The organism is Pseudomonas sp. 210_17 TE3656, from assembly GCF_054821965.1.
On the sequence record NZ_JBTRBC010000001.1, the window covers coordinates 576,316 to 598,050 of the forward strand.

Annotated in this window: 21 protein-coding genes; 14 read left to right on the forward strand and 7 right to left on the reverse strand. The window is 59.2% G+C overall.

From position 1 onward, the window contains the following. The first annotated feature begins 61 nt into the window (after nucleotides 1–61). Nucleotides 62–487, forward strand: a complete 426-nt coding sequence (locus ACVI9W_RS02780; protein WP_157193146.1) for a DUF2628 domain-containing protein — start codon at nucleotides 62–64, stop codon at nucleotides 485–487. A gap of 117 nt (nucleotides 488–604) precedes the next feature. Here the strand turns inward: ACVI9W_RS02780 and ACVI9W_RS02785 are convergent, their stop codons facing one another. Beyond that, on the reverse strand, nucleotides 605–1,102 hold the full coding sequence (locus ACVI9W_RS02785; RefSeq protein ID WP_461529122.1) for an Hcp family type VI secretion system effector: 498 nt from the start codon (nucleotides 1,100–1,102) through the stop codon (nucleotides 605–607). Between the two features lie 276 nt (nucleotides 1,103–1,378). Between ACVI9W_RS02785 and ACVI9W_RS02790 the strand changes: the two genes are divergently transcribed. Then, a complete protein-coding gene (locus ACVI9W_RS02790; protein WP_461529123.1) occupies nucleotides 1,379–2,149 on the forward strand; it encodes a DUF4225 domain-containing protein in 771 nt (256 codons plus the stop codon). A 1,311-nt stretch (nucleotides 2,150–3,460) separates the two neighbouring features. On the opposite strand, the gene ACVI9W_RS02795 is transcribed toward ACVI9W_RS02790, so the two are convergent. Then, on the reverse strand, nucleotides 3,461–4,342 hold the full coding sequence (locus tag ACVI9W_RS02795; protein WP_461529124.1) for a LysR family transcriptional regulator: 882 nt from the start codon (nucleotides 4,340–4,342) through the stop codon (nucleotides 3,461–3,463). A gap of 105 nt (nucleotides 4,343–4,447) precedes the next feature. Here ACVI9W_RS02795 and ACVI9W_RS02800 point away from each other — a divergent pair, with 105 nt between their 5' ends. The 3 genes from ACVI9W_RS02800 to ACVI9W_RS02810 all read left to right on the forward strand — a co-directional run bounded on the left by ACVI9W_RS02800 (nucleotide 4,448) and on the right by ACVI9W_RS02810 (nucleotide 6,835). Then, nucleotides 4,448–5,419, forward strand: coding sequence for a DMT family transporter (locus ACVI9W_RS02800; RefSeq protein ID WP_461529125.1), 972 nt, complete (start codon nucleotides 4,448–4,450; stop codon nucleotides 5,417–5,419). 106 nt (nucleotides 5,420–5,525) lie between these two features. After that, nucleotides 5,526–6,278 carry a carbonic anhydrase gene (locus tag ACVI9W_RS02805; RefSeq protein WP_461529126.1) on the forward strand — a complete coding sequence of 251 codons (753 nt, stop codon included), beginning with the start codon at nucleotides 5,526–5,528 and terminating at the stop codon, nucleotides 6,276–6,278. A gap of 77 nt (nucleotides 6,279–6,355) precedes the next feature. After that, nucleotides 6,356–6,835 carry a VOC family protein gene (locus ACVI9W_RS02810; RefSeq protein WP_461529127.1) on the forward strand — a complete coding sequence of 160 codons (480 nt, stop codon included), beginning with the start codon at nucleotides 6,356–6,358 and terminating at the stop codon, nucleotides 6,833–6,835. Between the two features lie 79 nt (nucleotides 6,836–6,914). Here the strand turns inward: ACVI9W_RS02810 and ACVI9W_RS02815 are convergent, their stop codons facing one another. Continuing rightward, nucleotides 6,915–8,849, reverse strand: coding sequence for an amidohydrolase (locus tag ACVI9W_RS02815; RefSeq protein ID WP_461529128.1), 1,935 nt, complete (start codon nucleotides 8,847–8,849; stop codon nucleotides 6,915–6,917). A gap of 141 nt (nucleotides 8,850–8,990) precedes the next feature. On the opposite strand from ACVI9W_RS02815, the gene ACVI9W_RS02820 reads away from it, so the two are divergent. Beyond that, nucleotides 8,991–9,638: a TetR/AcrR family transcriptional regulator gene (locus ACVI9W_RS02820; protein WP_461529129.1), complete on the forward strand. Its 648-nt coding sequence runs from the start codon at nucleotides 8,991–8,993 to the stop codon at nucleotides 9,636–9,638. Between the two features lie 30 nt (nucleotides 9,639–9,668). Then, nucleotides 9,669–10,274, forward strand: coding sequence for a nucleotidyltransferase family protein (locus ACVI9W_RS02825; protein WP_461529130.1), 606 nt, complete (start codon nucleotides 9,669–9,671; stop codon nucleotides 10,272–10,274). A 98-nt stretch (nucleotides 10,275–10,372) separates the two neighbouring features. Here the strand turns inward: ACVI9W_RS02825 and ACVI9W_RS02830 are convergent, their stop codons facing one another. Further along, nucleotides 10,373–11,290 (reverse strand): LysR substrate-binding domain-containing protein, encoded by a 918-nt coding sequence (locus ACVI9W_RS02830; protein ID WP_461529131.1) that lies wholly within the window; start codon nucleotides 11,288–11,290, stop codon nucleotides 10,373–10,375. A 98-nt stretch (nucleotides 11,291–11,388) separates the two neighbouring features. Between ACVI9W_RS02830 and ACVI9W_RS02835 the strand changes: the two genes are divergently transcribed. The 7 genes from ACVI9W_RS02835 to ACVI9W_RS02865 all read left to right on the forward strand — a co-directional run bounded on the left by ACVI9W_RS02835 (nucleotide 11,389) and on the right by ACVI9W_RS02865 (nucleotide 20,094). Beyond that, entirely contained in the window at nucleotides 11,389–12,480 is a 1,092-nt protein-coding gene (locus ACVI9W_RS02835) for a tartrate dehydrogenase (protein ID WP_038612630.1), read from the forward strand. Between the two features lie 196 nt (nucleotides 12,481–12,676). Then, on the forward strand, nucleotides 12,677–14,275 hold the full coding sequence (locus ACVI9W_RS02840) for a BCCT family transporter (protein ID WP_051939447.1): 1,599 nt from the start codon (nucleotides 12,677–12,679) through the stop codon (nucleotides 14,273–14,275). Between the two features lie 170 nt (nucleotides 14,276–14,445). After that, nucleotides 14,446–15,567, forward strand: coding sequence for an aromatic ring-hydroxylating oxygenase subunit alpha (locus tag ACVI9W_RS02845; RefSeq protein ID WP_038612633.1), 1,122 nt, complete (start codon nucleotides 14,446–14,448; stop codon nucleotides 15,565–15,567). 55 nt (nucleotides 15,568–15,622) lie between these two features. Continuing rightward, nucleotides 15,623–17,071 (forward strand): NAD-dependent succinate-semialdehyde dehydrogenase, encoded by a 1,449-nt coding sequence (locus ACVI9W_RS02850; protein WP_461529132.1) that lies wholly within the window; start codon nucleotides 15,623–15,625, stop codon nucleotides 17,069–17,071. Between the two features lie 62 nt (nucleotides 17,072–17,133). Then, nucleotides 17,134–18,105, forward strand: a complete 972-nt coding sequence (locus tag ACVI9W_RS02855) for a PDR/VanB family oxidoreductase (protein WP_461529133.1) — start codon at nucleotides 17,134–17,136, stop codon at nucleotides 18,103–18,105. Between the two features lie 177 nt (nucleotides 18,106–18,282). Further along, nucleotides 18,283–19,365 (forward strand): PAS domain S-box protein, encoded by a 1,083-nt coding sequence (locus tag ACVI9W_RS02860; protein ID WP_461529134.1) that lies wholly within the window; start codon nucleotides 18,283–18,285, stop codon nucleotides 19,363–19,365. A gap of 30 nt (nucleotides 19,366–19,395) precedes the next feature. Then, complete coding sequence (locus tag ACVI9W_RS02865; RefSeq protein ID WP_038612656.1) at nucleotides 19,396–20,094, forward strand: YoaK family protein; 699 nt, start codon at nucleotides 19,396–19,398, stop codon at nucleotides 20,092–20,094. Nucleotides 20,095–20,097: 3 nt separating this feature from the next. On the opposite strand, the gene ACVI9W_RS02870 is transcribed toward ACVI9W_RS02865, so the two are convergent. From ACVI9W_RS02870 to ACVI9W_RS02880, 3 genes are all read right to left on the reverse strand, one after another. Next, nucleotides 20,098–20,448: a hypothetical protein gene (locus ACVI9W_RS02870; RefSeq protein ID WP_038612659.1), complete on the reverse strand. Its 351-nt coding sequence runs from the start codon at nucleotides 20,446–20,448 to the stop codon at nucleotides 20,098–20,100. Between the two features lie 61 nt (nucleotides 20,449–20,509). Further along, the gene (locus ACVI9W_RS02875; protein ID WP_461529135.1) at nucleotides 20,510–21,331 is read right to left on the reverse strand and encodes a methyltransferase domain-containing protein; all 822 of its coding nucleotides are present in this window, start codon (nucleotides 21,329–21,331) and stop codon (nucleotides 20,510–20,512) included. A gap of 22 nt (nucleotides 21,332–21,353) precedes the next feature. Further along, nucleotides 21,354–21,719 carry a DUF1641 domain-containing protein gene (locus ACVI9W_RS02880; protein ID WP_051939449.1) on the reverse strand — a complete coding sequence of 122 codons (366 nt, stop codon included), beginning with the start codon at nucleotides 21,717–21,719 and terminating at the stop codon, nucleotides 21,354–21,356. Between the last annotated feature and the right edge of the window lie 16 nt (nucleotides 21,720–21,735).

Genomic DNA, 21,735 nt, shown 5'->3' on the forward strand with positions numbered 1-21,735 from the left:
CGCAACACCAATGGACGATTTCACGAAGACCCCACCATTCAAGGACTACAAGGAGTTATGAATGAGCGCTACTGAACAAACCCGTGAAGCTGCAAGCTACAGCGCAAAATGGCAGGAACGATTTGCGTTTTTCGATGCCCACGGCGCCCCTAACAGCCCCACTTACAAACCTGCGCTAAAGCAGCTGCCATTCGGCAAGAAGATACTGGTAAACGCCAATATCATTGCCTTCTTCTTCGGTCCTATTTACCTGTTCGTCCTGGGGCTGTGGAAAAAGAACCTGGCCTTGATCGGGATCATTGTGGCGGTGTCGATCGTGATCGATATCCTCTTCGGCCTGGCCGGCATGATCACGCCGCACCCGGTCGATGTCGGCATCGGCTTTGCCACCAACATCCTGTATGCGCTGTCCACCAACTACGCCTATTACCTGAAAGAGCGTAAAGGCGAGCAGGGATGGAATCCGTTCAAAGGTATGCGCTGGTAAGTTTCCTGAACAAGCACTGACGGGATGCGCTGCCCGAGGCGGTGTGTTCAGTCGGTGCTCCCGCCGTTCATGCATGCCAGCATGGGCCCGCTGTTCGGGTGGGCCCTCGGCTTTCCGTCATTGCTCATCCCAAGGAATATCGCCCCACGAAGCATGCCCGGAGGTCGAGGCAATGTGGTGCGACCAAGCGATGTCGCTGTAACGGATAGCCAAGTTCTCCTGAGCCTGCTGGTCGTTCAACAGAATCGAATGGGGCATCTCCAGCTGTTGATCAACGATCAGACCCTCCCATATCTTGATGCTGAAGTACTTTTCCTGATGACCGCTCAGACTGATGCGATAGAAGTTCAGTGTGCAATCGACCACCTCACGATTAGCCAAGGCTTGCGCTAACAAAGGGGTGGCCTTGTCGATGTGCTTGGTAATGATCAGCGGTCGATGGGTGGCGTGCCTGGTGTTGTCAAGGTTGGAAAGATTGTGGGCGAAGGACAACACCATGATCTCGTCGAAGTGCCCGGCCTGACATTTGTTGCCGATGGAATCCAGGCTGGAACAGCCTGCGGAAATCAATCCCTTTTTTTTGCCGGTGATCGACAGATAGCCATGATGAGCCAAAGTGCGTACTCCTTGTAGGTAAAGCACGCAGACTATTGCTTGGGTACTGATCGCGTATGTCAGGCATTTCCGAAAAGTATTTCCAAACTGTTACAAGCAGCGAATACAAGATGGCTGATTTTCAGAATTATCCGACATACCTTTGGCAAAAAAACTCGTAGCCTGCGTGATCCGCCTACAGGGAGTACGCAGCATGGCCTATCACTACTTCGCGTCGCTCAACCGCAAGTTCCAGGAACAGCCATTCGCCCACCAATCCTCAAGAAGGAATGCGTGATGGCGAAGCCGAGCGACAAGTCGAAACTGAGCATGAATGACTTCTGGGAAGTCAGCCATGCCGCGGCGCAGTTTACCGGCTTCGCCTGCACGATCAGTGCGCGACACCTGAAGGATGATCAAACGCGCATGCAGTTCAATCGCGAACTTGCCTATTACGCGCGGCGCGTGGTGCAGGATGTGGAAGAGCGGCGATTGAGTCCGCAGGAGGGGTTGCGGGAGTTAAAGGTAGAGCAGCAAAGCCTGCGGGATCAGTCAGGGCGCATCATAATGCAATCAATGGGATTGCTAGGTGGGACGGTTCAAGTCGTAACAGGGGCAGGTATCTGCTATGGGTCAGCGGGCACCCTGTGCGCATTCCTCGGAGCACCATTACTGGCACATGGCAGCAATAACATCTACGAGAATGCAAGAAATCTGTATGAAAAACGCAGCGATGTTGTAGGGCCTGTGAGGAAAGCCTATCAAGGTGCAGCGAAGCAGATTGGTTACACCGAGTCGGCTGGAAATATGGCTTATCTGGCGGGAGATCTAGCCATGTCGGGCATTGGAATTATGCGCCCAGTGTTAAAACCGGACGCGCGACGGCTTTTCAGATTCATTAATACAGACCGTGAACGGGCATATAAAAAAATGAGTCGAAAAGCATTGACGTTTGAGATCGGGGTAGATGCTGTAACAGCAGATCAGCTCTATGACGAATACAAAAAACGAATATTTATGAATTTTCTTTCCTTGTGCTCCTCAGCACCACCACTTCGCTGCTGCTAAACCGCTGGCTGATCAAGCTTCGGTTTAACACCTGGGGAGTATTCGCCAGCCTTATATACAACTCAATGATGATTGCATTTTATCTTGACGCTGCAGCAAACAAAAAATTGCTTCGCTTCCAATTCACCCCAGACATCACTGATTACTATCCCGCGATCACTATCATTTCAATGATAATGGTATTCTTCCATGGCTGGGCATTTCAGACTAAAGCGTAGATAGTAAAAATGACCCCAAGCGAATTCTTTTTACTTGTACTATTCAGCATTTGCAGCGTCAAAATCCTAAACTACGGCCTTAACAAAATACCCATGACAGGGCCAAGAATAATCATTAGCCTAGCCTACAACGTCTTCATGGGCATAGTTTATCTTGACATCATCAAACAACGGAAACCAATCCTGCTTGAAATTGACCCAAGCAGAACTGATTACTATTTAGCAATCCTGTTCACCTCCGCAGCAATGGTTATTTTTCATTGCTGGGCGTTCCGACCTGAAGGATAAACATGTGTAGCAATTTTTGTGGGGAGATGTGCACCGGTGGCCAACGTGGCTCTACATAGAATAACCGCAGGCCATCTCTATGGCGAACACAACAAATGAAGATTATTGAATTTTCTTTCTTTGTACTCTTGAACGCCACCGTTTCCTTGCTACTGAATCGTTACACCATCAAACCAAGATTTGTTCCATCGAGTATATTTATCAGCTTCACCTATAATGCCTTGATGATCGCATTTTATCTCGATGCTGTAAAAACAAGAACTTACTATTCTTTCAATTCGATCCGAGTATCTTTGGGCACCACCCCGTGGTCACTATAGTTTCAATGATTATGGTCTTTTTCCATTGCTGGGCGGTCCCAACCAAAGCATAGGTTTCAGCCCGCGCTTGTGAAGAGAAGGTAGGAGCTGGCCTTGCCTGCGATGCAAGGCAAAGCCTTGCCAAATCCAGCCATCCCATAGTCGATCTGTAACATCGTTTGGCTGCCCTACTCCAACGCTTGAATCCCAGTTACCCTCCTCCACGTCACCGTAAATCCAGCGACCAGGTTTGGTCACCTGCGAGAAATCAATGCGCACAAGCGCCCCATCCGATTCAGCTGGCGCTTTTTTGTGTCTGCTGTTTCGTGTTATGGCGGCTGTGCGCGGGGCGCCTTCGTGCGCGCCGGGTTCCTTGATTCCCGGTTGACCAACCTGCGTACAGTCGCCACCCACCACGCAAACCAGCACCACCTTCGGCTCCCGCAACAGCTGCCACGATCCGCTCTTCGCTGTCCGGTCTCTATTCCGACGACCCACCGCACTGGCTACTGCGACAGAAAGCTGACCAGCTGACGACCATGGGTACTGAGCGACTCCCAGCCCTTGATGCACAGCCGCAGTTCAAGCGTCGCCCAGCCCTCTTCAAGCAGCACCACACGCACCGGCAGTTCTTGTTCCATGCGCCGCGCGGTGGTCTCCGGCAGCATGGCGATCCCGGCACGCTGAGCCACCAATTGGGCGATGGCTTCAAAGCTGGGCGCGCGTACGCGGATCTGCAGGGGCATGGCTAGTTTCATCGCGCGCTCTTCGACAAAGCGTTGCATGGCCCGCTCGGCCGGCATGCCGATGAAGGGGTAACCCAGGGCATCGCGCAGGCGCGTCTGTTCGCGCTCTGCCAAGGAGTGCCCGTTCGGCACCAGCATCACCAGCCGCTCGCTGCGAAACGGCAACGACAGCACCCCATCGCTGATAACGCTGCCGTCATACACGCCGATTTCGCAATCACCTGTGAGCACGGCACGCATAACGTCGGCGCTGCGGTACTCGGTCAGTTGCAGATCGACTTCCGGGTAGTCGGCCAGAAACGAGCCAAGCACCGCGGGCAACAGGCTGCTGGTGGTCACGGTGGTGGCAGCCAGGCGCAGGGTGATGCGGCGTTGGCCGGCGAGCTCCTTTAAGGTGTCCTGCAGCTTTTGCGCTTCGCCAAGTACGCTGCTGGCAGCCTCCAGCACCAGCCGACCGGTCGGTGTCAGTTGCATGCCACCGGCCGTACGGGTGAATACGGTGACGCCGCAACGCTCCTCGAACAGGCGCAGGCGGGTGCTGGCAGCCGAGACGGCAACCGGAATGCTGGCAGCGGCCTTGCTCAGGCTGCCGGAGGCGGCAATGGCGCTCAGCAGGCGTAAATCGGAGAGATCAAAGTGCACAGGGGCTTCTCTTTTGGCGAAGGCTTCGTTCTGGAAAATGCGATTCTTCGGCGGTTTCCTTCACTTTAGAATAACGCCTGTACCTTCTCCTCTGTCGGGCTGCTGATGAATAAATTACGTGGGTTTTGCCAGCGTTGCGTCGAAAACGGCAGCCTGTTTGCAGTGCTGTCGGCACTCGGTTTCAGCCTCAAGGCGATTTTCGTCAAGCTGTCTTATGCGGCCAGTCAGGTGGATGCGATCACCCTGCTGGCGATGCGCATGGGTTTGTCGTTGCCACTGTTTGCCTGGCTGGTGTGGGCCAGCCGCGGCCCGGCCAATGCGCCCATGACCCTTGCCGATGGTGTACGGGTGATGCTGCTGGGACTGTTCGGTTATTACCTGGCGAGCCTGTTCGATTTCTACGGGCTGCAGTACATCAGCGCCGGGCTTGAGCGGCTGATTCTGTTCACTTACCCGACCCTGGTGCTGGTGTTCCAGGCCATCGCCCTGCGCGAGCGCCCTACCCTGCGCACCCTGGCGGCGATGGGTTTGTGCTACCTGGGCCTGGGCATCGCCTTCGTGCACGACGTCAGCGCCAACGGAATGGGCGGCCAGGTGATGCTCGGCGCGGCATGGGTGTTTGCCAGTGCGGTGACCTACGCGCTGTATTACTCAGGCACCGGCATGATGCTCAAGCGCATGAGTTCCATGCGCCTGGCCGGGCTTGCGGGCAGTGCCTCGTCGTTGATGGTGCTGGCGCACTATCTGCTGACGGCCGATACCCACCTGCTCTGGCAGCTGCCCTCTGCGGTATGGGTGTACGCGGCGTTGATGGCTCTGGTTTCCACGGTGTTGCCGATCTATTGGGTGGCGCTGGCGATTCAGCGCATGGGCGCCACCCATACCGCCGCGGTCGGTAATCTCGGGCCGGTGCTGACGGTGCTGGCGTCATGGGCCGTGCTCAGCGAAGAAGTATCGCTGTACCAGATCATCGGGCTGGCCTTGGTGTTGTTTGGGGTCTCGCGGCTCAAGCCGGTGCGGGCCAAGGGCGACACGCAGGTGCCCGGACAGGCCAGCACGGCGGCGCAAAAAACATAGGTGGGCAGATCAACTAGACTGCAAAGTTCGGGTGCGGAATTTTCCTAGATGCACCCGTTCCCCAACAGTAGTTATTTCCACCGAGTTGATCTGAGTACACACCATCATGTGTAAATCATGTGATTCAACTTCCTCTTCAAACACAACTGATCGTCGTCGTTTTCTTCGCATTGCCGGACTTGGAGCAGGTGCCCTGCTGCTGTCCGGTGCGCTGCCTGACAGGTTTGTCACGGCCGCCGAAAAAACGGCTGCGCCCCCCAAACCGCAAAACGCAATCAACCCCGACCAGGCGCTACAACGGCTGATTGCAGGCAATGAACGCTATGTCAGCGGAAACTCGGACACACACGACTTCAAGGACGAGCGCGAAGCCTTGGTGTCCGGCCAGAACCCGTTCGTGGCGGTGCTCAGTTGTTCCGACTCGCGGATCGCCCCCGAATACGCGTTCGACACCGCACGCGGTGACCTGTTTGCGATTCGCGTGGCGGGCAACTTCGTCACCGGCGAAGGCCTGGCCAGCCTTGAATACGCCGTCGCTGTGCTCGGGGCACCGTTGATCCTGGTACTCGGCCATGAAAGCTGTGGCGCCATCGATGCCGGGATCAAAGCGCTGAAAGATTCAACCGTGTTCCCCGGGCACATTCCGAAACTGACGGAGGCACTCAAGCCCTCTATCGAGAAGGTCCTCAAACAACCTGGCGACCTGATGGAAAATGCCACGGCGCAAAATGTCAAAGACTCGGTCCAGAGTCTTAAGGGCGCCACGCCCTTGATCACCGATGCGCTCGACAAGGGCAAGTTGAAAATCGTCGGCGGCGTCTATCGCCTGGCCACCGGCAAAGTCGAGCTGATTGCCTGACCCCGGATACGGGCAAGGAAGCCCGGCTGACCGTGCGTCTACACTGTTTGTCCCAGTCCCGGTTTCGGAGACCCAAGATGACCAGCAAGAATACGATTTGCCTGTGGTTTGACGGCACGGCGCTGGACGCTGCGAGCTTCTACGCCAAGACCTTTCCGGACAGCGCCGTGGTGGCCGTCCATCACGCGCCTGGCGACTACCCTTCGGGAAAAAAAGGCGATGTGCTGACGGTGGAGTTCACGGTGATGGGCATCCCTTGCCTGGGGCTCAACGGCGGTCCGATGTTCCAGCACAGTGAGGCGTTTTCGTTTCAGGTTGCCACGGATGACCAGGCCGAAACGGATCGCCTGTGGAACGCGATTGTCGGCAATGGCGGCGAGGAAAGTGCCTGTGGCTGGTGCAAGGACAAATGGGGGCTTTCGTGGCAGATCACGCCGCGCGTCCTGACGGCGGCGATCAGCAACCCTGATCGGGCAGCGGCCAAGCGTGCATTCGAAGCGATGATGGAGATGAGAAAGATCGATGTGGCGGCGATTGAAGCCGCGCTGAAGGGGTGAACGCCTTTGAACGCGGGGCAAGCGCGCTCCCACAGCCTGTTCAAAAAAGGGGCCTTGCAAGGCCCCTTTGTGTGGATGATTACTGGGTATAGACCGTCTTCCCGCGGAACACTGTCTGCAACACCTTGGTCTCAGCGATTTGCTCGGGCTTGCCCTGCTCGACCAGGTCGAACAGGTTGCGGTCGAGAACGATGAAATCAGCCGACTTGCCCGGCTCGATCGAGCCGATCAGTTGGTCCTGCCGAACCGCGCGGGCACCGTTGATGGTGTAGGCATCGAGCATCTGTTCCAGCGTCGCCGACTGCTCTGTGTTGTAGGCCGGCTCACCGGGTATGGCGCGGGTAATGCCGGCGGCGATGTTCATGAAAGGACGCGGGTCGCGTGAGTCGACCGGTGCGTCACTGCCGGCAACCAGTACTGCGCCGGTTTTGGCAGAGTTTTGCACCGGGTAGATGGCGTTCCAGGTGTAACTGTTTTTGTTATAAAGCAGGTCGTTGATGTCCTGACCTTTTTTGCTTTTTTCCAGGAACGGTGTGATCAGCACGTCATAGTCGGGCTGCTGGTTGATCCAGGCGTAGGTGTAGGTGAGGTACACCCCGAGCTCGCCAAGGCGGCGTTGATCGTCCGGGTGGATGACCTGCAGATGGGCAATGGTATGCGGGATGTGTTTGTTGCCATTACGCTGACGGGCAGCTTCCAGCGCATCGAGCGCGACACGCGTGGCGCGGTCGCCAACGCTGTGGACGTGAATGCTGAAGCCATCGGCATCGAGGGCGCTGGCGTAGTTCTTGAAGTCTTCAGCCTTGTAATTGACGATGCCGTTTTTCTTCGAGTCTTCGCTGTCCTTGGTAACGGTGACAACCCCGGTGTCGGCGTTGAGCTTGAGGTGGGGGGTCTGATAGTTGTGCAGCATTCCGGCATTGGGTGAGAACGGCGGCGTGCTGAAGGAATCCCCTTCAAGCACACCGTCGGCAAATATCTTCACCGCATCGGCCTTGATCAACGGATTGTCCGCGAACGCAGCACGCACCTCCTGCGCTTTTTTCAGATGCCCGGCAATGTCCACCTTGCCCTTGTAATCGTCGTCAATGAAACAGGTGGCGGCGGTGACCCGCATGTTCAGCAGATCCTGCTTCTGCATCTTCACCAACTGTTCGCGGATGAAGTCATTGGTGCAAGCATCCTGAATGCTGGTGATGCCGCTTTGCGCCATGACCTTGGCCACCTCCGGCAAGATCTCGCCATAAACCTTTTCGCCACGCGGGTCGCCGGGCTTTTGCGCAAACATGTCGAAGTTTCCGACCGGGATTTTCTCTTTGGCCGCGTCGCGCACTACGCCGGTGTCCAGGCTGACGTAGGGCGCCAGCTCGGCAAACACACCACCCTTGGCCAGGGTTTTGGCAGTGAAGCCAACGCTGTTGCCCTGTTCATCCTCGGCCATGCTCAAGGCTTTGGAGTTGTAGGCGCTGGCATGGCCATCGACCCCGGACAAGATGATCGGGTGGCCATCGGCGGCCGCATCGAGGGCCTGGCGGATGGTTTTGTAGTTGGCCGTCGGTTCATTGCCTTCATAGGGAACCCACTGATCGATCTTCAGCCAGGCGCCGGGTTCGCTGGCGTAGCGCGGCAGGCATTCCTTCACCTTGCTGGCCAGCTGATCGAGGTTTACCGCCTTGCCTTCAAGGTCGCAGACATCCAGGGCGACGGTACCCAGCACATGGATATGGTTGTCGTGCAGGCCTGGCAAAACCATCTTGCCGCCCAGATCGACCACCTGAAAACCTTGCTTGATGAAGGATTCCGCGCCCTCCCGGTTACCGGTATAGACGAACCTGTCGTTGGCAACGGCGATCGCTTCGACCTTCCGGTGCTGGCCATCCTGCGTGTAAATCTCGCCGTTGAGGTACACCGTATTGGTGCCGACAGCTGGCACAGGCGTCTGGCTGCAGCCGCTGATCCCGGCGAGCAAAGCGATGGAGCAAAGCGTTAAATGTTGTTTTTGTTTTAAGCGCATACCGTCTCCGATTAAATTACAGTAATTACTGTAATTTGCACTTCTACCAGCGTTGCCCACTGGCGTCAATCGGTGAGATTTGACTCGGTTGGGCAAGACAATGTGAAATGCGCGCCTACTAACAATAAGGCTGTGCGTTCGATGACTTCGCTAGATTTGAAGATGCGCCGCGAGCCGCGCCAGCAACGTACCCTGGCGATCATCCAGAAGATTGAACAGGCGACGCTGGCGCTGCTCAAGGAAGGCGGTATTGGCCTGCTCAATACCAATGCCATCGCCGAACGCTGCGACATTGACATCAAGTCGCTGTACCGCTTTTTCCCGAACAAGGAAGCCATCGTCTATCGCCTGGCCGAGCAGTGGCTGGAGGAAATACGCCGGCGGGAACAGGCGATCTATCAAAGCGATCTGGGCCTGGTTGAAATCTGGGACGCGCTCGATGACATGATCGACGGGATCGAGCAGCAGTTTTCCGGCTATGGCGCACTCTGGCAGGCCATGGATGTCATTCCGGCGTTACATGGCCTGGAGCAAGCGCACGAGACGCTGCAGATAGAAAACATGGTGGTGCTGCTCAGAAAGCACGGCTGCTGCTGGCCGCAGAAGGACATCACCGAACTGGCCAGGTATTTGTACCGGACCTGGGATGTGGTCAAGCAAGGCAGCATCGAGCAAGGTGAAGCGCGTGGGCTGATGTGGCGTGCGCATAAAAAATGGCAGCATCGCCTGCTGTTGTCGGCGGTTAAATGCCGGGACAGTGCCGAGTTTGAACAGGGTCTGGCAGATTAAGCCACCACCGACGAATCCAGGGAGCGACACATGACATTGACTGTCGACGGCTTGGTCAGCATCGCCATGACCAACCCCATAAACGCCGAGATTGCTGCACGTTTGCCAGCGTTGGGCCTGAGTCAGTGCATGCTGACGGCCGGCTGTCTTTTCCAGGCGGTCTGGAATCATCAGGCGAACCAGCCAACGGCGTGGGGCATCAAGGACTACGACGTTTTTTACTTCGACGATGACCTGTCCTGGGAGGCCGAGAACGAGGTCATCAAGGCCGCTCAACAACTGTTTCAGGACCTTGGGGTGAATGTCGAGGTGAAGAACCAGGCGCGCGTTCACCTCTGGTATGGAGAGCGTTTTGGCAGGCCGTATCCTCAGCTGATGTCAGCCCGAGACGGTGTTGATCGTTACCTGATTGCCGGTACCTGTATCGGGCTGGATGTCGGGAACGGTGAGCTCTATGCACCCTACGGCCTGACCGACATTGAACACGGGCTGCTGCGGATCAATCCGAACAACGCACAGCCTGATCTGTTCGAGCAAAAGGCAAAAAGCTACCAGGCGCGCTGGCCGTGGCTGAAAATCCTGGCCCCTTGTGTAGGAGCTGGCGACAGCCTGCGATCGAGCGCGCAGCGGTCGTAAACGCTAAGTCCCGGATCTAACTGATGCTCCGCACTGGCCGGTTTTGCTGCCGCGTTGCGGCAGATCGCGGGGCAAGGCCCGCTCCCACAGAGGTCCCGTCAGCCTAGTTCCGGCAGGCTATAGCGTTCGGCAAAGTACTGGCGGAAAAACTCCACCGCCACCCGCACCTTGGCCGAGCTGGCCAAGGGCGAGGTGTACACCGCCCAGATATCCGCCGGCTGATGATAGTCGCCCAACACCTGAACCAAGCGCCCGTCTGCCAGGCTGTCATGCACATCCCACCACGAGCGCAGCAAGATCCCGCGCCCATCCAGACACCACTGGTGCGCCACCTCACCATGGTTGCTCGACAGGCTGCCGGTCACCCGCACGCTTTCCTCACCATTGGGCCCTTCCAGTTGCCAGATGCCGAAAGGATGGTCGCGTTCTTTGATCACCAGACAATCATGGCTGCCCAGCTCAGCCAGCACTTTCGGCGTTCCACGCCGCGCCAGGTAGGCCGGTGAGGCGCACAGCACTCGGCGGTTCTTGGCCAGCGGCTTGGCAATCAGATTGGGCGAAATCGTGTTGCCAACGCGGATATCCAGGTCGACGCCCTCTTCGATCAGGTCGACCAGGCGATCATGAACATCCAGACGAACGTCCAGACGCGGATAACGCTCGGCCAGCTCCGACAAGGCCGGTGCCACAAAGCGTCGCCCCAGGCCCAGGCTGCTGGCAATGCGCAGTTGCCCCGCCGGCTCACGATGCTGGGCACTGATGTCGTCGCCCATGCGCTGCACCGCATCGAAGATCTGCTGCGCCCACTGGTAAACCCGCTCGCCCTCCTCGCTCACGGTCACCCGCCGGGTGGTGCGATGCAGCAGGCGCACCTCAAGGGTCTGCTCGAGCACACGTATGCGTTTGCTGATGAACGCGGCGGACATGCCCAGTTCGTCGGCCACGGCGGCAAAGCTGGCGCGTTTGGCCACCTGAAGGAAGATATTGAGGTCGTCGAGGCTCGGAAGATTATTCACGTTTCGTGTTCTAAGAATCTATGAATGGCGAGATTATCTCTGAATGAAGCCCTTATAGCATGGTCCGCACCTGTTCCCTAGACAACGAGTGCGCCCCCATGAGCAAGACTTTCAGAATCGCCGCCATCCCTGGTGACGGCATCGGCATCGAAGTTCTCCCCGAAGGTATCCGCGTGGTCGAGGCCGCTGCGCGCAAGCATGGTCTGGACATCAGCTTCGAATTCTTCGAGTGGGCCAGCTGCGATTACTACCTGGCCCACGGCAAGATGATGCCGGATGACTGGTTCGAACAACTGAAGGACTTCGACGCCCTGTACTTCGGTGCGGTCGGCTGGCCGGACAAGGTCCCGGACCACATCTCGCTGTGGGGCTCGCTGCTCAAGTTCCGCCGCGACTTCGACCAGTACGTCAACATTCGCCCGGTACGCCTGTTCCCTGGCGTGCCCTGCCCGCTGGCCGGCCGCGAGCCGGGCGACATCGACTTCGTGGTAATCCGCGAGAACACCGAAGGCGAATACTCGTCCCTGGGCGGACGCATGTTCGAAGGCACCGAAAACGAATTCGTCCTGCAGGAATCGGTGTTCACCCGCCGTGGTGTCGACCGCATCCTCAAGTACGCCTTCGACGTGGCCCAGACCCGCGAGCGCAAGCACGTCACTTCGGCGACCAAGTCCAACGGCATGGCCGTGAGCATGCCTTACTGGGACGAGCGCACCGCCGCCATGGCTGCCAATTATCCGGAAATCAGCTGGGACAAGCAGCACATTGATATCCTCTGCGCCCGCTTCGTGCTGCAGCCAGATCGCTTTGACGTAGTCGTAGCCTCGAACCTGTTCGGTGACATCCTCTCCGACCTCGGCCCGGCCTGCGCCGGCACCATCGGTATCGCGCCATCGGCCAACCTCAACCCCGAGCGCAAGTTCCCGTCGCTGTTCGAACCGGTGCACGGCTCGGCTCCGGACATCTTCGGCAAGAACATCGCCAACCCGATCGCGATGATCTGGTCCGGCGCGCTGATGCTCGAGTTCCTCGGCAATGACGGTGCCGACCCACGCTACCGCGCCGCCCACGATGACATCCTCAAGGCCATCGAGCAGGTCATTGCTGCCGGTGACACCACCCGCGACATGGGTGGGCAGAAGTCCACCCAGGAAGTGGGCCGGGCGATCACCGCACTGATCGAAGGTTGATGAGACGGGGCCGATTGTCTGAATTGTCAGACAAGACGGCCCTTTTCCTCTTGCGAGTGGCACAGATTGTATGCAGAATCTGTTAACCCAAAGATTCACGTTAACTTTTAGTTAACAACCAAGGAAGGAGCGTTACCGCAACACCCCGGAATGCCTGCCGGGTATAGATAAGTACGCCAACGTCCAGGAGACGATGATGTCGCACAAAAATAAAAAGATTGATGTGTTCCTGATCACCGTGAGTTTGATTGCCGTGCTGCTCACCGTGATAGGCCTTGCAGCCTTCCCCGGCGAAGCTGAAAGCGCGGCCAACCAGTTGTTCGAACTGTCCACCCGTACCTTCGGCACCAGCGTTCAGGTGTTGGTGTTCGGTAGCTCCCTGGCCGTGCTGTACCTGGCCTTCAGCAAATACGGCAATATCCGTCTGGGCAGTGGCAAACCCGAGTACGCCACCGCGACCTGGGTGTTCATGTTCATCTGTGCCGGTATGGGTTCCTCGACCCTCTACTGGGGCGTCATGGAGTGGGCTTACTACTACCAGACCCCAGGCCTGAACATCGCCGCCGCTACCCCTAAAGCCCTCGAATACAGCGTCAGCTACTCGTTCTTCCACTGGGGCGTCAGCGCCTGGTCGATCTACGCCCTGGCTTCGCTGGCCATGGCCTACCACTTCCATGTGCGCAAGAAGAGCGGCCTGAACCTGGCCTCGATCGTCGAAGCGGTCACCGGCTTCAAGGCCACCGGCCCGGTTGGCCGTACCGTCGACCTGATCTTCCTGCTGACCATGATGGGCGCCCTGACCGTGTCGCTGGCCCTCACCGCCTCGACCCTGACCCGTGGCCTGCATGACCTGACCGGCACCCCGGACACCTTCACCGTGCAATTGATGGTGATCGGCGCCGTGGCGGTGATGTTCTCGCTCAGCTCCTACATCGGTATCGATGGCGGTCTGCAGCGCCTGAGCAAGATGGTTTGCATCGGCGCCCTGGTGTTTGCCGGTGTGGTGCTGCTGGTCGGCCCGACCCAGTTCACGATCAACAACACCGCCAACTCGATTGGCCTGATGATCCAGAACTACGTGCACATGAGCCTGTTCACCGACCCGGCCGGCGACGGTGCCTTCACCCGCAACTGGACGGTGTTCTACTGGCTCTGGTGGGTGTCTTACGCTCCGGGCGTGGCGATGTTCGTGACCCGCGTTTCGCGTGGCCGGCAGATCAAGGAAGTGGTCATGGCCCTGCTGCTCGGTGGCAGCTTCGGGTGCTGGTTCTTCTTCGGCGCGCTGGAAAGCTACAGCATGCACCAGTTCATCACCGGCGCTGTAGACGTACCGAAAATGCTCAGCGAACAAGGCGGCGAATCGGCGGTGACCCACCTGTTGCTGGCCCTGCCGTGGGGTCAGGTATTCCTTGGCGTCTACCTGTTCATCATGGCGATCTTCTGCGCTTCGCACATGGACGCCGCGGCCTATGCGGTGGCTGCCACCAGCACCCGCAACCTGCGTGAAGGCGACGACCCGACACCAACCCATCGCCTGTTCTGGTGTGTGGTGCTGACCCTGGTGCCGCTGGCCATGCTGTTCGCCAAAGCCTCGCTGTCGACTATGAAAACCGCCGTGGTGCTGACCGCAATCCCGTTCATGGTGATCCTGCTGGTGAAGATCTACGGCTTCTTCAAATGGATGATCGAGGACTACGGCCAGGTACCGGCCTACCGCATTGAAGAAGAGGCGGCGCGCATGGCGGGTGAGGAACCGCAACACCAGGCCCCGCGCAGCGCTGCTGCCGTGCACTAAACACCCCCTGTGGGAGCGGGCCTTGCCCGCGATGGCGGTGTGTCAGCCGCCATCTATCGCGGGCAAGGCCCGCTCCCACAGCCAATAGCCAAATTTTTTTGCCTGACTTGTTAACTGATAGATACACGTTAACTGATAACTAAAAAACCGAGCTTGTGAGAGAACTGATCATGAATGACTTCAAACGCCTGCCCGCCGATTTCTGCGCCAACGCCGAAGAGGCTTTCACCATCCCTGCCAGCTTCTACACCCAGCCGGCAGTGTTCGAGCACGAGAAAGAAAACATCTTCGCGCGCAGCTGGATCTGTGTCGGCCATCGCAGTGAAGTGGCAGAAAACAACGCCTACATCACCCGCGAAGTGATTGGTGAAAGCATCATCGTCGTACGCGGTCGCGACAGCGTGCTGCGCGCCTTCTACAACGTCTGCCCGCACCGCGGCCACCAGTTGCTCAGTGGCAGCGGCAAGGCCAAGAACGTCATCACCTGCCCCTACCACGCCTGGACCTTCAAGCTCGACGGCGACCTGGCCCACGCGCGCAACTGCGACAACGTGGTGAACTTCGACAAAGAGAACTCCACCCTGGTGCAGCTACGCGTCGAAGAATACGCAGGCTTCATCTTCATCAATATGGACATGGAAGCAGGTTCGGTCGAAGACCAGCTGCCAGGCCTGCAAAAACGCATGCGTGAAGCCTGCGCGGTGATCGACGACCTGCACCTGGCGGCACGCTTTGTCAGCGACACCCCAGCCAACTGGAAGTCGATCGTCGACAACTACCTCGAGTGCTACCACTGCGCCCCGGCCCACCCAGGTTTCGCCGACTCGGTAGACGTTGGTCAGTACAGCCACAACCTGCACGGCAACTGGACCCTGCAGTACGGTCTGGCCAAGCCTTCCGAGCAGTCGTTCAAGTTCGACGAGAGTGTCAAAGACCCGTCCTTCGCCGGTTTCTGGGCCTGGCCGTGCACCATGTTCAACGTGCCGCCAGGAGCGAACTTCATGACCGTGATCTACGAGTTCCCGGTCGATGCCGAAACCACCCTGCAGCACTACGACATCTACTTCCTCAACAAGGACATCACTGAAGAGCAGCAGAAGCTGATCGACTGGTACCGCGAAGTGTTCCGTCCGGAAGACCTGCGCCTGGTGGAAAGCGTGCAGAAAGGCCTGAAGTCCCGTGGCTACCGTGGCCAGGGCCGGATCATGGCCGACCGCGAGCGCAGCGGCATGAGCGAGCACGGCATCGCCCACTTCCACAACCTGATCGCCGTCGCCCACCTCAACGACTGATAACCACCGCCGCAGGCTGCACAGACAGCCTGCGGCGGCTTTCGGAGTGCCTTGCGTGAAACTCAATGACAATAAGTTGTTCCGCCAGCAAGCCTACATCGCTGGGCGCTGGTGCGACGCCGATGATGGGCGCAGCCTGCAGGTAACCGACCCGGCCAATGGCGAGCTGCTGGGCAGCGTGCCGCTGATGGGCGGTGCCGAAGCGGTACGCGCTATCGAAGCCGCCGAAGCCGCGCTGGGCGACTGGCGCGCCCGCACCGCCAAAGAGCGTGCACAGATTCTGCGCCGCTGGTTCGAACTGCTGCTAGAACACGAGCAGGACCTGGCCCGGCTGATGACCTTCGAACAGGGCAAGCCGCTGCATGAAGCCCTGGGCGAAATCCGCTATGCCGCCTCCTTCGTCGAGTGGTTCGCTGAAGAAGGCAAGCGCGTCTACGGCGACGTGATCCCAAGCCCTGCCAGCGACAAGCGCCTGCTGGTGATCAAGCAAGGCATAGGCGTGTGCACCGCGATTACCCCGTGGAATTTCCCCGCGGCGATGATCACCCGCAAAGTCGCCCCTGCCCTGGCGGCTGGCTGCACCATGGTGGTCAAACCGGCCAACGAAACACCGTTCTGCGCCCTGGCGCTGGTCGAGCTGGCCGAGCGCGCCGGTGTTCCCGCTGGCGTGTTCAGCGTGGTCACCGGTGATGCACCGGCCATCGGCGCGCAGTTCACCGGCCACCCGTCGGTGCGCAAGTTGAGCTTCACCGGCTCCACCCCGGTCGGTCGCCTGCTGATGGGCCAGTGCGCTGAAACCATCAAGAAAGTCAGCCTGGAGCTGGGCGGCAACGCACCGTTCATTGTCTTCGCCGACGCCGACATCGACGCCGCGGTCGAAGGCGCGCTGATCGCCAAATACCGCAACGCCGGGCAGACCTGCGTGTGCGTCAACCGCTTCTACATCCATGACAGCGTCTACGCGCAGTTCAGCGAACGCTTCATCGAACGCGTACGCCAGCTGGGTGTTGGCCATGGCAGTGCCGAGGGCACGCAGATCGGTCCGCTGATCAGCGACAAGGCAGTGGCCAAGGTCCGCAGCCTGATCGACGACGCGGTCGGCAAAGGCGCCGAGCTGGAACTTGGCGGCCAGGCTCATGCCCTGGGTGGCAACTTCTTCGAGCCTACCGTGCTGACCAATGTCGGCCCGGGCATGGAGTTGCTGGAAGAAGAAATCTTCGGCCCAGTGGCGGCGCTGGTGCGCTTCAACAGCGACGAAGAAGTCATTGCTCTGGCCAACGCCACCCAGTACGGCCTGGCGGCGTACTTCTACAGCCGTGATATCGCCCGGGTGTTCAAGGTCGCCGAGCAGCTGGAATACGGCATGGTCGGGGTCAACACCGGGTTGATCTCCAACGAGGTCGCGCCGTTCGGTGGCATCAAACAATCGGGCCTGGGCCGTGAAGGCTCCAAGTACGGCATCGAAGATTATCTGGAAATCAAATACCTGTGCCTCGCCGTCTGAGCGAGCATCAGGTTCCGGGACGCGGCAGGGCCTGCCGCGCGCCCCTGCAGTCGAGGTGAATCATGGCCAACAAATACGAAATGTTCAGCGTGCAGGTAACCGACGTGCAACAGGCCACGCCGCTGATCAAGCGCTTCACCCTGGCCCGCGAAGACGGCGCGCCGATGCCCGCCTTCACCGGTGGCAGCCATGTCATCGTGCAGATGCAGGGCGCCGACGGCAGCCAGTTCAGCAATGCCTACTCGCTGATGAGCGACCCGCGCGACACCCAGAGCTACCAGATCGGCGTGCGCCTGGAAGAGCAGTCCAAAGGTGGCTCGGCGTTCATGCACCAGCAGGTTGAAGTCGGCACCCGCCTGACCATCTCCTCGCCCAACAACCTGTTCGCCCTGGACCCCAGCGCTGGCCGGCATGTGCTGATCGCCGGCGGCATCGGCATCACCCCGTTCCTGGCGCAACTGCATGAACTTGAAGGCGGCGCTGCCAACTACGAACTGCACTATGCCTTCCGTGCCCCTGAGCACGGTGCGTTCCAGGATCAGCTGGCCAGCGGACCGCATGCTGACAACACCCATTTCTATGTCGACAGCCTTGATCGCAAGCTTGACCTGAACACGCTGTGCGCCGGCCTGGCTGACGATGCTCACCTGTACGTATGCGGGCCCAAACCGTTGATCGATGCCGTGATCGCCACTGCCGCCAAGGCCGGTATTGCCGAACAACGCGTGCATTGGGAACAGTTCGCCGCCGCCCCTGTGACCGGTGCTGCCTTTACCGTGGTGCTGGCCCAGTCGGGCATCGAACTGCAGGTGGAAGAAGGCATGACGATTCTGCAGGCCATCGAGAAATCCAAGGCCGCCAAGGTCGAGTGTCTGTGCCGTGAAGGTGTGTGCGGTACCTGCGAGACGGCGATTCTTGAAGGTGAGGCCGAACACTTTGACCAATACCTGAGCGATGACGAAAAAGCAGCGCAGCAGAGCATGATGCTGTGTGTTTCGCGGGCGCGGACGGCACGCTTGGTGTTGGATTTGTAAGACTTACCGGCCTCATCGCCGGCTACGCCAGCTCCCACAGGGGATCGATTTTTGCCTTTGTGGGAGCTGGCGTAGCCGGCGATGGGCCGAGAAACGGCCCCAAGCATCACCGTCAACCCAAAGTTGACAGCTTAGGTATACTGACAGGCTCTTGGCCCCGATCAGGACACCTGCCCCATGTTGGAAAACAGTTTCGCCTTCCGCCTCAAGGAACTGCTCGAGCATCACAAGCTGACCCTGCAAGCCGTGGGCACGGCCTTGGGGATCTCGCGCACCGCGGTGCACAAATGGACCCGCGGCGGCGAAATCGACTACGACAACCTGCGCAAGCTGGCGGACTTTCTCCAGGTCAACTGGATCTGGCTGCGCTACGGCGAAGAAGCCCTGCAGAACATCCAGCAGCCGCAGGTGGTCGAGTTGCCGATGACCGACCTGCGCCGGCGCTACACCGCTGAAATCATGGAAAGCGAAACGCGCATGAAGCTGGCCCAGGAAGGCGCGCGCATCGTCACCTGGGAGTGGAACCTGATCAGCGACGAGGTCACCTACTCGCCCAACGTCGAGCAGGTCTATGGCTGGCCGGTGCATCGCAACGAAGACTTCTGGGCCCACCTGCCAGCCGAAGACATCGCGCAGATGCAGGCCATGTATGCGCAGGCGGTGGCCGACGGCAGTGGTTGCGAATGCGATTTCCGTATCACCCGCCCCGATGGCGAACTGCGCTGGATTTCTTCCCGCGCCACGGTGGTACGCGACAGCGCCGGGCGCTCGGTGAAGATGGTCGGTATCAGCATGGACAACACCGAACGCCAGGTCGCCGAGCAAGCGCTGCGCAACAGCGAAGAGCGTTTTCGCGCGATCTTCGAACTGGCCTGGGGCGCCCTCGCCTACATCGACCCCGACGGCAGCTGGAAGCGGGTCAACAACAGCCTGTGCGAACTGCTCGGCTACCGCGCCGAAGAGCTCTACGCCATGACCTTCCAGCAGATCACCCACCCCGACGATCTGGCGGCCAACCTGCAAATGCTGCAACGCATGCTGGCTGGTGAAACCGAGCGTTACGAGGTGGAGAAACGGGTACGCCACAAAAACGGTGAGTACATCTGGGTACGCGCCCGCACTTCACTGCAGCGCCGGGCCTACGGTGAGCCGGAACACCTGATCAGCGTGTTCGAAGACATCAGCGCCGAGCGCCAGGAGCACGAACGGCTGCAGGCCCATATCGCCGGTCTCGAAGCCAGGTTGGCGCAACGCGCCTGAGTCACTTCACGTTTATTGGGAGCGTAATGGATGCTGCCAGGTTCCTCATATCTTTCGGCCCGGTCCCTGCGCGTGGCCAGGCTGCGCGGCAAGGTCGGGCTGTATTTTGTCGCCGCCTTGTCGGTGCTGGCCGGCATGACCGATGCCATTGGTTTTATGGCCACCGGTGATTTCGTCTCGTTCATGAGCGGCAACACCACGCGCCTGGCGGTGTCGCTGGGTGAGGGTGAATTCGCTCTGGTGCTGCGTATTGGTGTGGTGCTGCTGGCCTTTGTGCTGGGCAACGCCCTCGGCGTGGTAATTGCCCGCCTCACTGGCCGGCGCCCCTGGCCGCTGTTGTCGATCATCGCCGCCCTGCTGGCGCTGGCCGGCCTGTTGCCGCTGAGCTGGCAATTGCCGGCGTTGGTCGCGGCCGTTACCGCCATGGGCATGATCAACGCCGTGGTCGAAGAAGTGAACGGTTTGCCAATCGGCCTGACCTACGTCACCGGCGCGCTCTCGCGCTTTGGTCGCGGACTTGGCCGCGCGCTGCTGGGCGAACGCCGGCACGGCTGGCGGGTGCAGTTGATTCCCTGGACCGGGATGTTCGTCGGTGCCATTGCCGGGGTCTTGCTGGAGCAGGTCTTCGACCTGGCTGCCCTGCTGTTCAGCGCCCTGCTCGCTGCCGCCCTGGGGTTGATCTCGTTGAAGATCCCCCGGCGCTGGCAGCTCGGGTACATGCCCCGCTAGTTTTTACAGGCAGGTGGCCAATGCCGCCATACGACGCAGGGCGACACTGTCGTCCTTCTTGGCGTAGTAGCTGACAGCGGTGTTTGCACCTTGCGACTGGATGTCCGCGAAGGACTCCGCTTCACGCGTATAGACTGTAAAGCCGCCCTGCTTGCCCGGCTCCAGGTAACCACTGGCGTCGACGCCAAACACCGCTTCGTCCTGCCAGCCGAACTGGATGCACTGGGCAACGCGGTCGGCGGGTTTGCTCGAGGTGAAGCTTTTGTTCGGTGCCTGGGTCCGTGCCGCTTCCATGGCCGAAGAGGCACAACCGGCCAACAGTGCTGCAGCGACCATCGCCATTACTACCCGCATGACACACCCTCGTCGGAAAAAAAGCCGACTTTATCATTGCCGGGCCGCCAACGCCCGCGCCTCACACCGTGGCGATGATAAAGGTGCGCTTGAACGGAAACAGGGTGTGCCCGTCATCCTCAACCGGGTAGTGACTGTGCAACAGCTTCAGGTATTTGTTGAGAAAGACTTCGCGCTCGAATTCGTTCAACGCGTTAAGCACCGGCCGCAAAGCCGACACCTTGACCCAGTCGAAAATCGGCGAATTGCCTTCGACCACCTGCAGGTGCTCGGTTTCCCAGATATCCAGCTCACGGGTCAGCGGTGCCAGCAAGCGGTAATAGCTGTCCAGCGACAATACATTGCGCGAAGCCATGAACTTGCGCAGCGCCAGGGTACCCAGAGGCAGACCGCTGGGCCCGGGTTCGCTCAAGGCGCGCAGCATCAGCTGGTACCAGGGTGCATCGCGCCAGTTGGGCATGTGCACGGCCAGACAGCCACCCTTGCGCAGTTGCTTTAGCAATCTCGGCAGCAGGCTTTCGTGGTCTTCGATAAAGTGCAGCACCGCAGCGGCAAACAGCAGGTTGGCCGGTTTTTCCGCCTGCCACTGGCTGACATCCGCGTTCAGCCAGTTGACCTTGATGGGCAAGGCTAACGCCTCTTGCAGCATCTCGACGGAGCTGTCGACACCAAACAGTTCAGCCTGCGGCCAGCGCTCGGCCAACAGCCGCGTGGCAATGCCGGTGCCACAGCCAAGGTCATAGATGCACTCGGGCGCCTGCAAGGGCAGACGCTCCAGTAGCTCGAGCACCGGCCGCTCACGCAGGCGGGCAAATTGCTGATAACTTTTCGGATCCCATACGGTATTGCCGCCGGGCACGGTGGTGCAGTGTTTAGCGATCATCTCAGCCTTCCTTTGCCTACGATCAATCCTGGTGTCCAATGGCATTCAATACCCTGAGCACCAGGGCAAACCCACGGCGGGTTTGCGGTTCTCGTAGTAGCAACAGCAGGCCATACAAACTAGGGGGTGTGGTTTCCTGACGGGTCTGGGCCTTGGCCAGGCGAATGGCGTTGCCAAGGTTCCAGGACAAGGCCGTGGCTTGTTCGAACTGCACCGAGAGTTTTTCAACCATGGCCGCATCGAGCAGGTCGACCAGATCGGACAGCAACGATGCCAGGTCGACCAGGTTGTCCAGGCGACCACCATCGAGCAACGGCTGCAGCTTGTTCAAGAAGGCCTCAAGGCCCGGGTTTTCGCCCTGCAGGGCGAGCGTATCGGTCACTTCCATGTCAGTCAGCTCCTCC

Excerpts from the sequence above, each read along its gene's own strand:
- ACVI9W_RS02780 (WP_157193146.1), top strand. The coding sequence starts at position 62 with ATGAGCGCTACTGAACAAACCCGTGAAGCTGCAAGCTACAGCGCAAAA.
- ACVI9W_RS02790 (WP_461529123.1), top strand. The coding sequence starts at position 1,379 with ATGGCGAAGCCGAGCGACAAGTCGAAACTGAGCATGAATGACTTCTGG.
- ACVI9W_RS02800 (WP_461529125.1), top strand. The coding sequence starts at position 4,448 with ATGAATAAATTACGTGGGTTTTGCCAGCGTTGCGTCGAAAACGGCAGC.
- ACVI9W_RS02805 (WP_461529126.1), top strand. The coding sequence starts at position 5,526 with ATGTGTAAATCATGTGATTCAACTTCCTCTTCAAACACAACTGATCGT.
- ACVI9W_RS02810 (WP_461529127.1), top strand. The coding sequence starts at position 6,356 with ATGACCAGCAAGAATACGATTTGCCTGTGGTTTGACGGCACGGCGCTG.
- ACVI9W_RS02815 (WP_461529128.1), bottom strand. The coding sequence starts at position 8,849 with ATGCGCTTAAAACAAAAACAACATTTAACGCTTTGCTCCATCGCTTTG.
- ACVI9W_RS02820 (WP_461529129.1), top strand. The coding sequence starts at position 8,991 with ATGACTTCGCTAGATTTGAAGATGCGCCGCGAGCCGCGCCAGCAACGT.
- ACVI9W_RS02825 (WP_461529130.1), top strand. The coding sequence starts at position 9,669 with ATGACATTGACTGTCGACGGCTTGGTCAGCATCGCCATGACCAACCCC.
- ACVI9W_RS02835 (WP_038612630.1), top strand. The coding sequence starts at position 11,389 with ATGAGCAAGACTTTCAGAATCGCCGCCATCCCTGGTGACGGCATCGGC.
- ACVI9W_RS02840 (WP_051939447.1), top strand. The coding sequence starts at position 12,677 with ATGTCGCACAAAAATAAAAAGATTGATGTGTTCCTGATCACCGTGAGT.
- ACVI9W_RS02845 (WP_038612633.1), top strand. The coding sequence starts at position 14,446 with ATGAATGACTTCAAACGCCTGCCCGCCGATTTCTGCGCCAACGCCGAA.
- ACVI9W_RS02855 (WP_461529133.1), top strand. The coding sequence starts at position 17,134 with ATGGCCAACAAATACGAAATGTTCAGCGTGCAGGTAACCGACGTGCAA.
- ACVI9W_RS02860 (WP_461529134.1), top strand. The coding sequence starts at position 18,283 with ATGTTGGAAAACAGTTTCGCCTTCCGCCTCAAGGAACTGCTCGAGCAT.
- ACVI9W_RS02865 (WP_038612656.1), top strand. The coding sequence starts at position 19,396 with ATGCTGCCAGGTTCCTCATATCTTTCGGCCCGGTCCCTGCGCGTGGCC.
- ACVI9W_RS02870 (WP_038612659.1), bottom strand. The coding sequence starts at position 20,448 with ATGCGGGTAGTAATGGCGATGGTCGCTGCAGCACTGTTGGCCGGTTGT.
- ACVI9W_RS02875 (WP_461529135.1), bottom strand. The coding sequence starts at position 21,331 with ATGATCGCTAAACACTGCACCACCGTGCCCGGCGGCAATACCGTATGG.
- ACVI9W_RS02880 (WP_051939449.1), bottom strand. The coding sequence starts at position 21,719 with ATGGAAGTGACCGATACGCTCGCCCTGCAGGGCGAAAACCCGGGCCTT.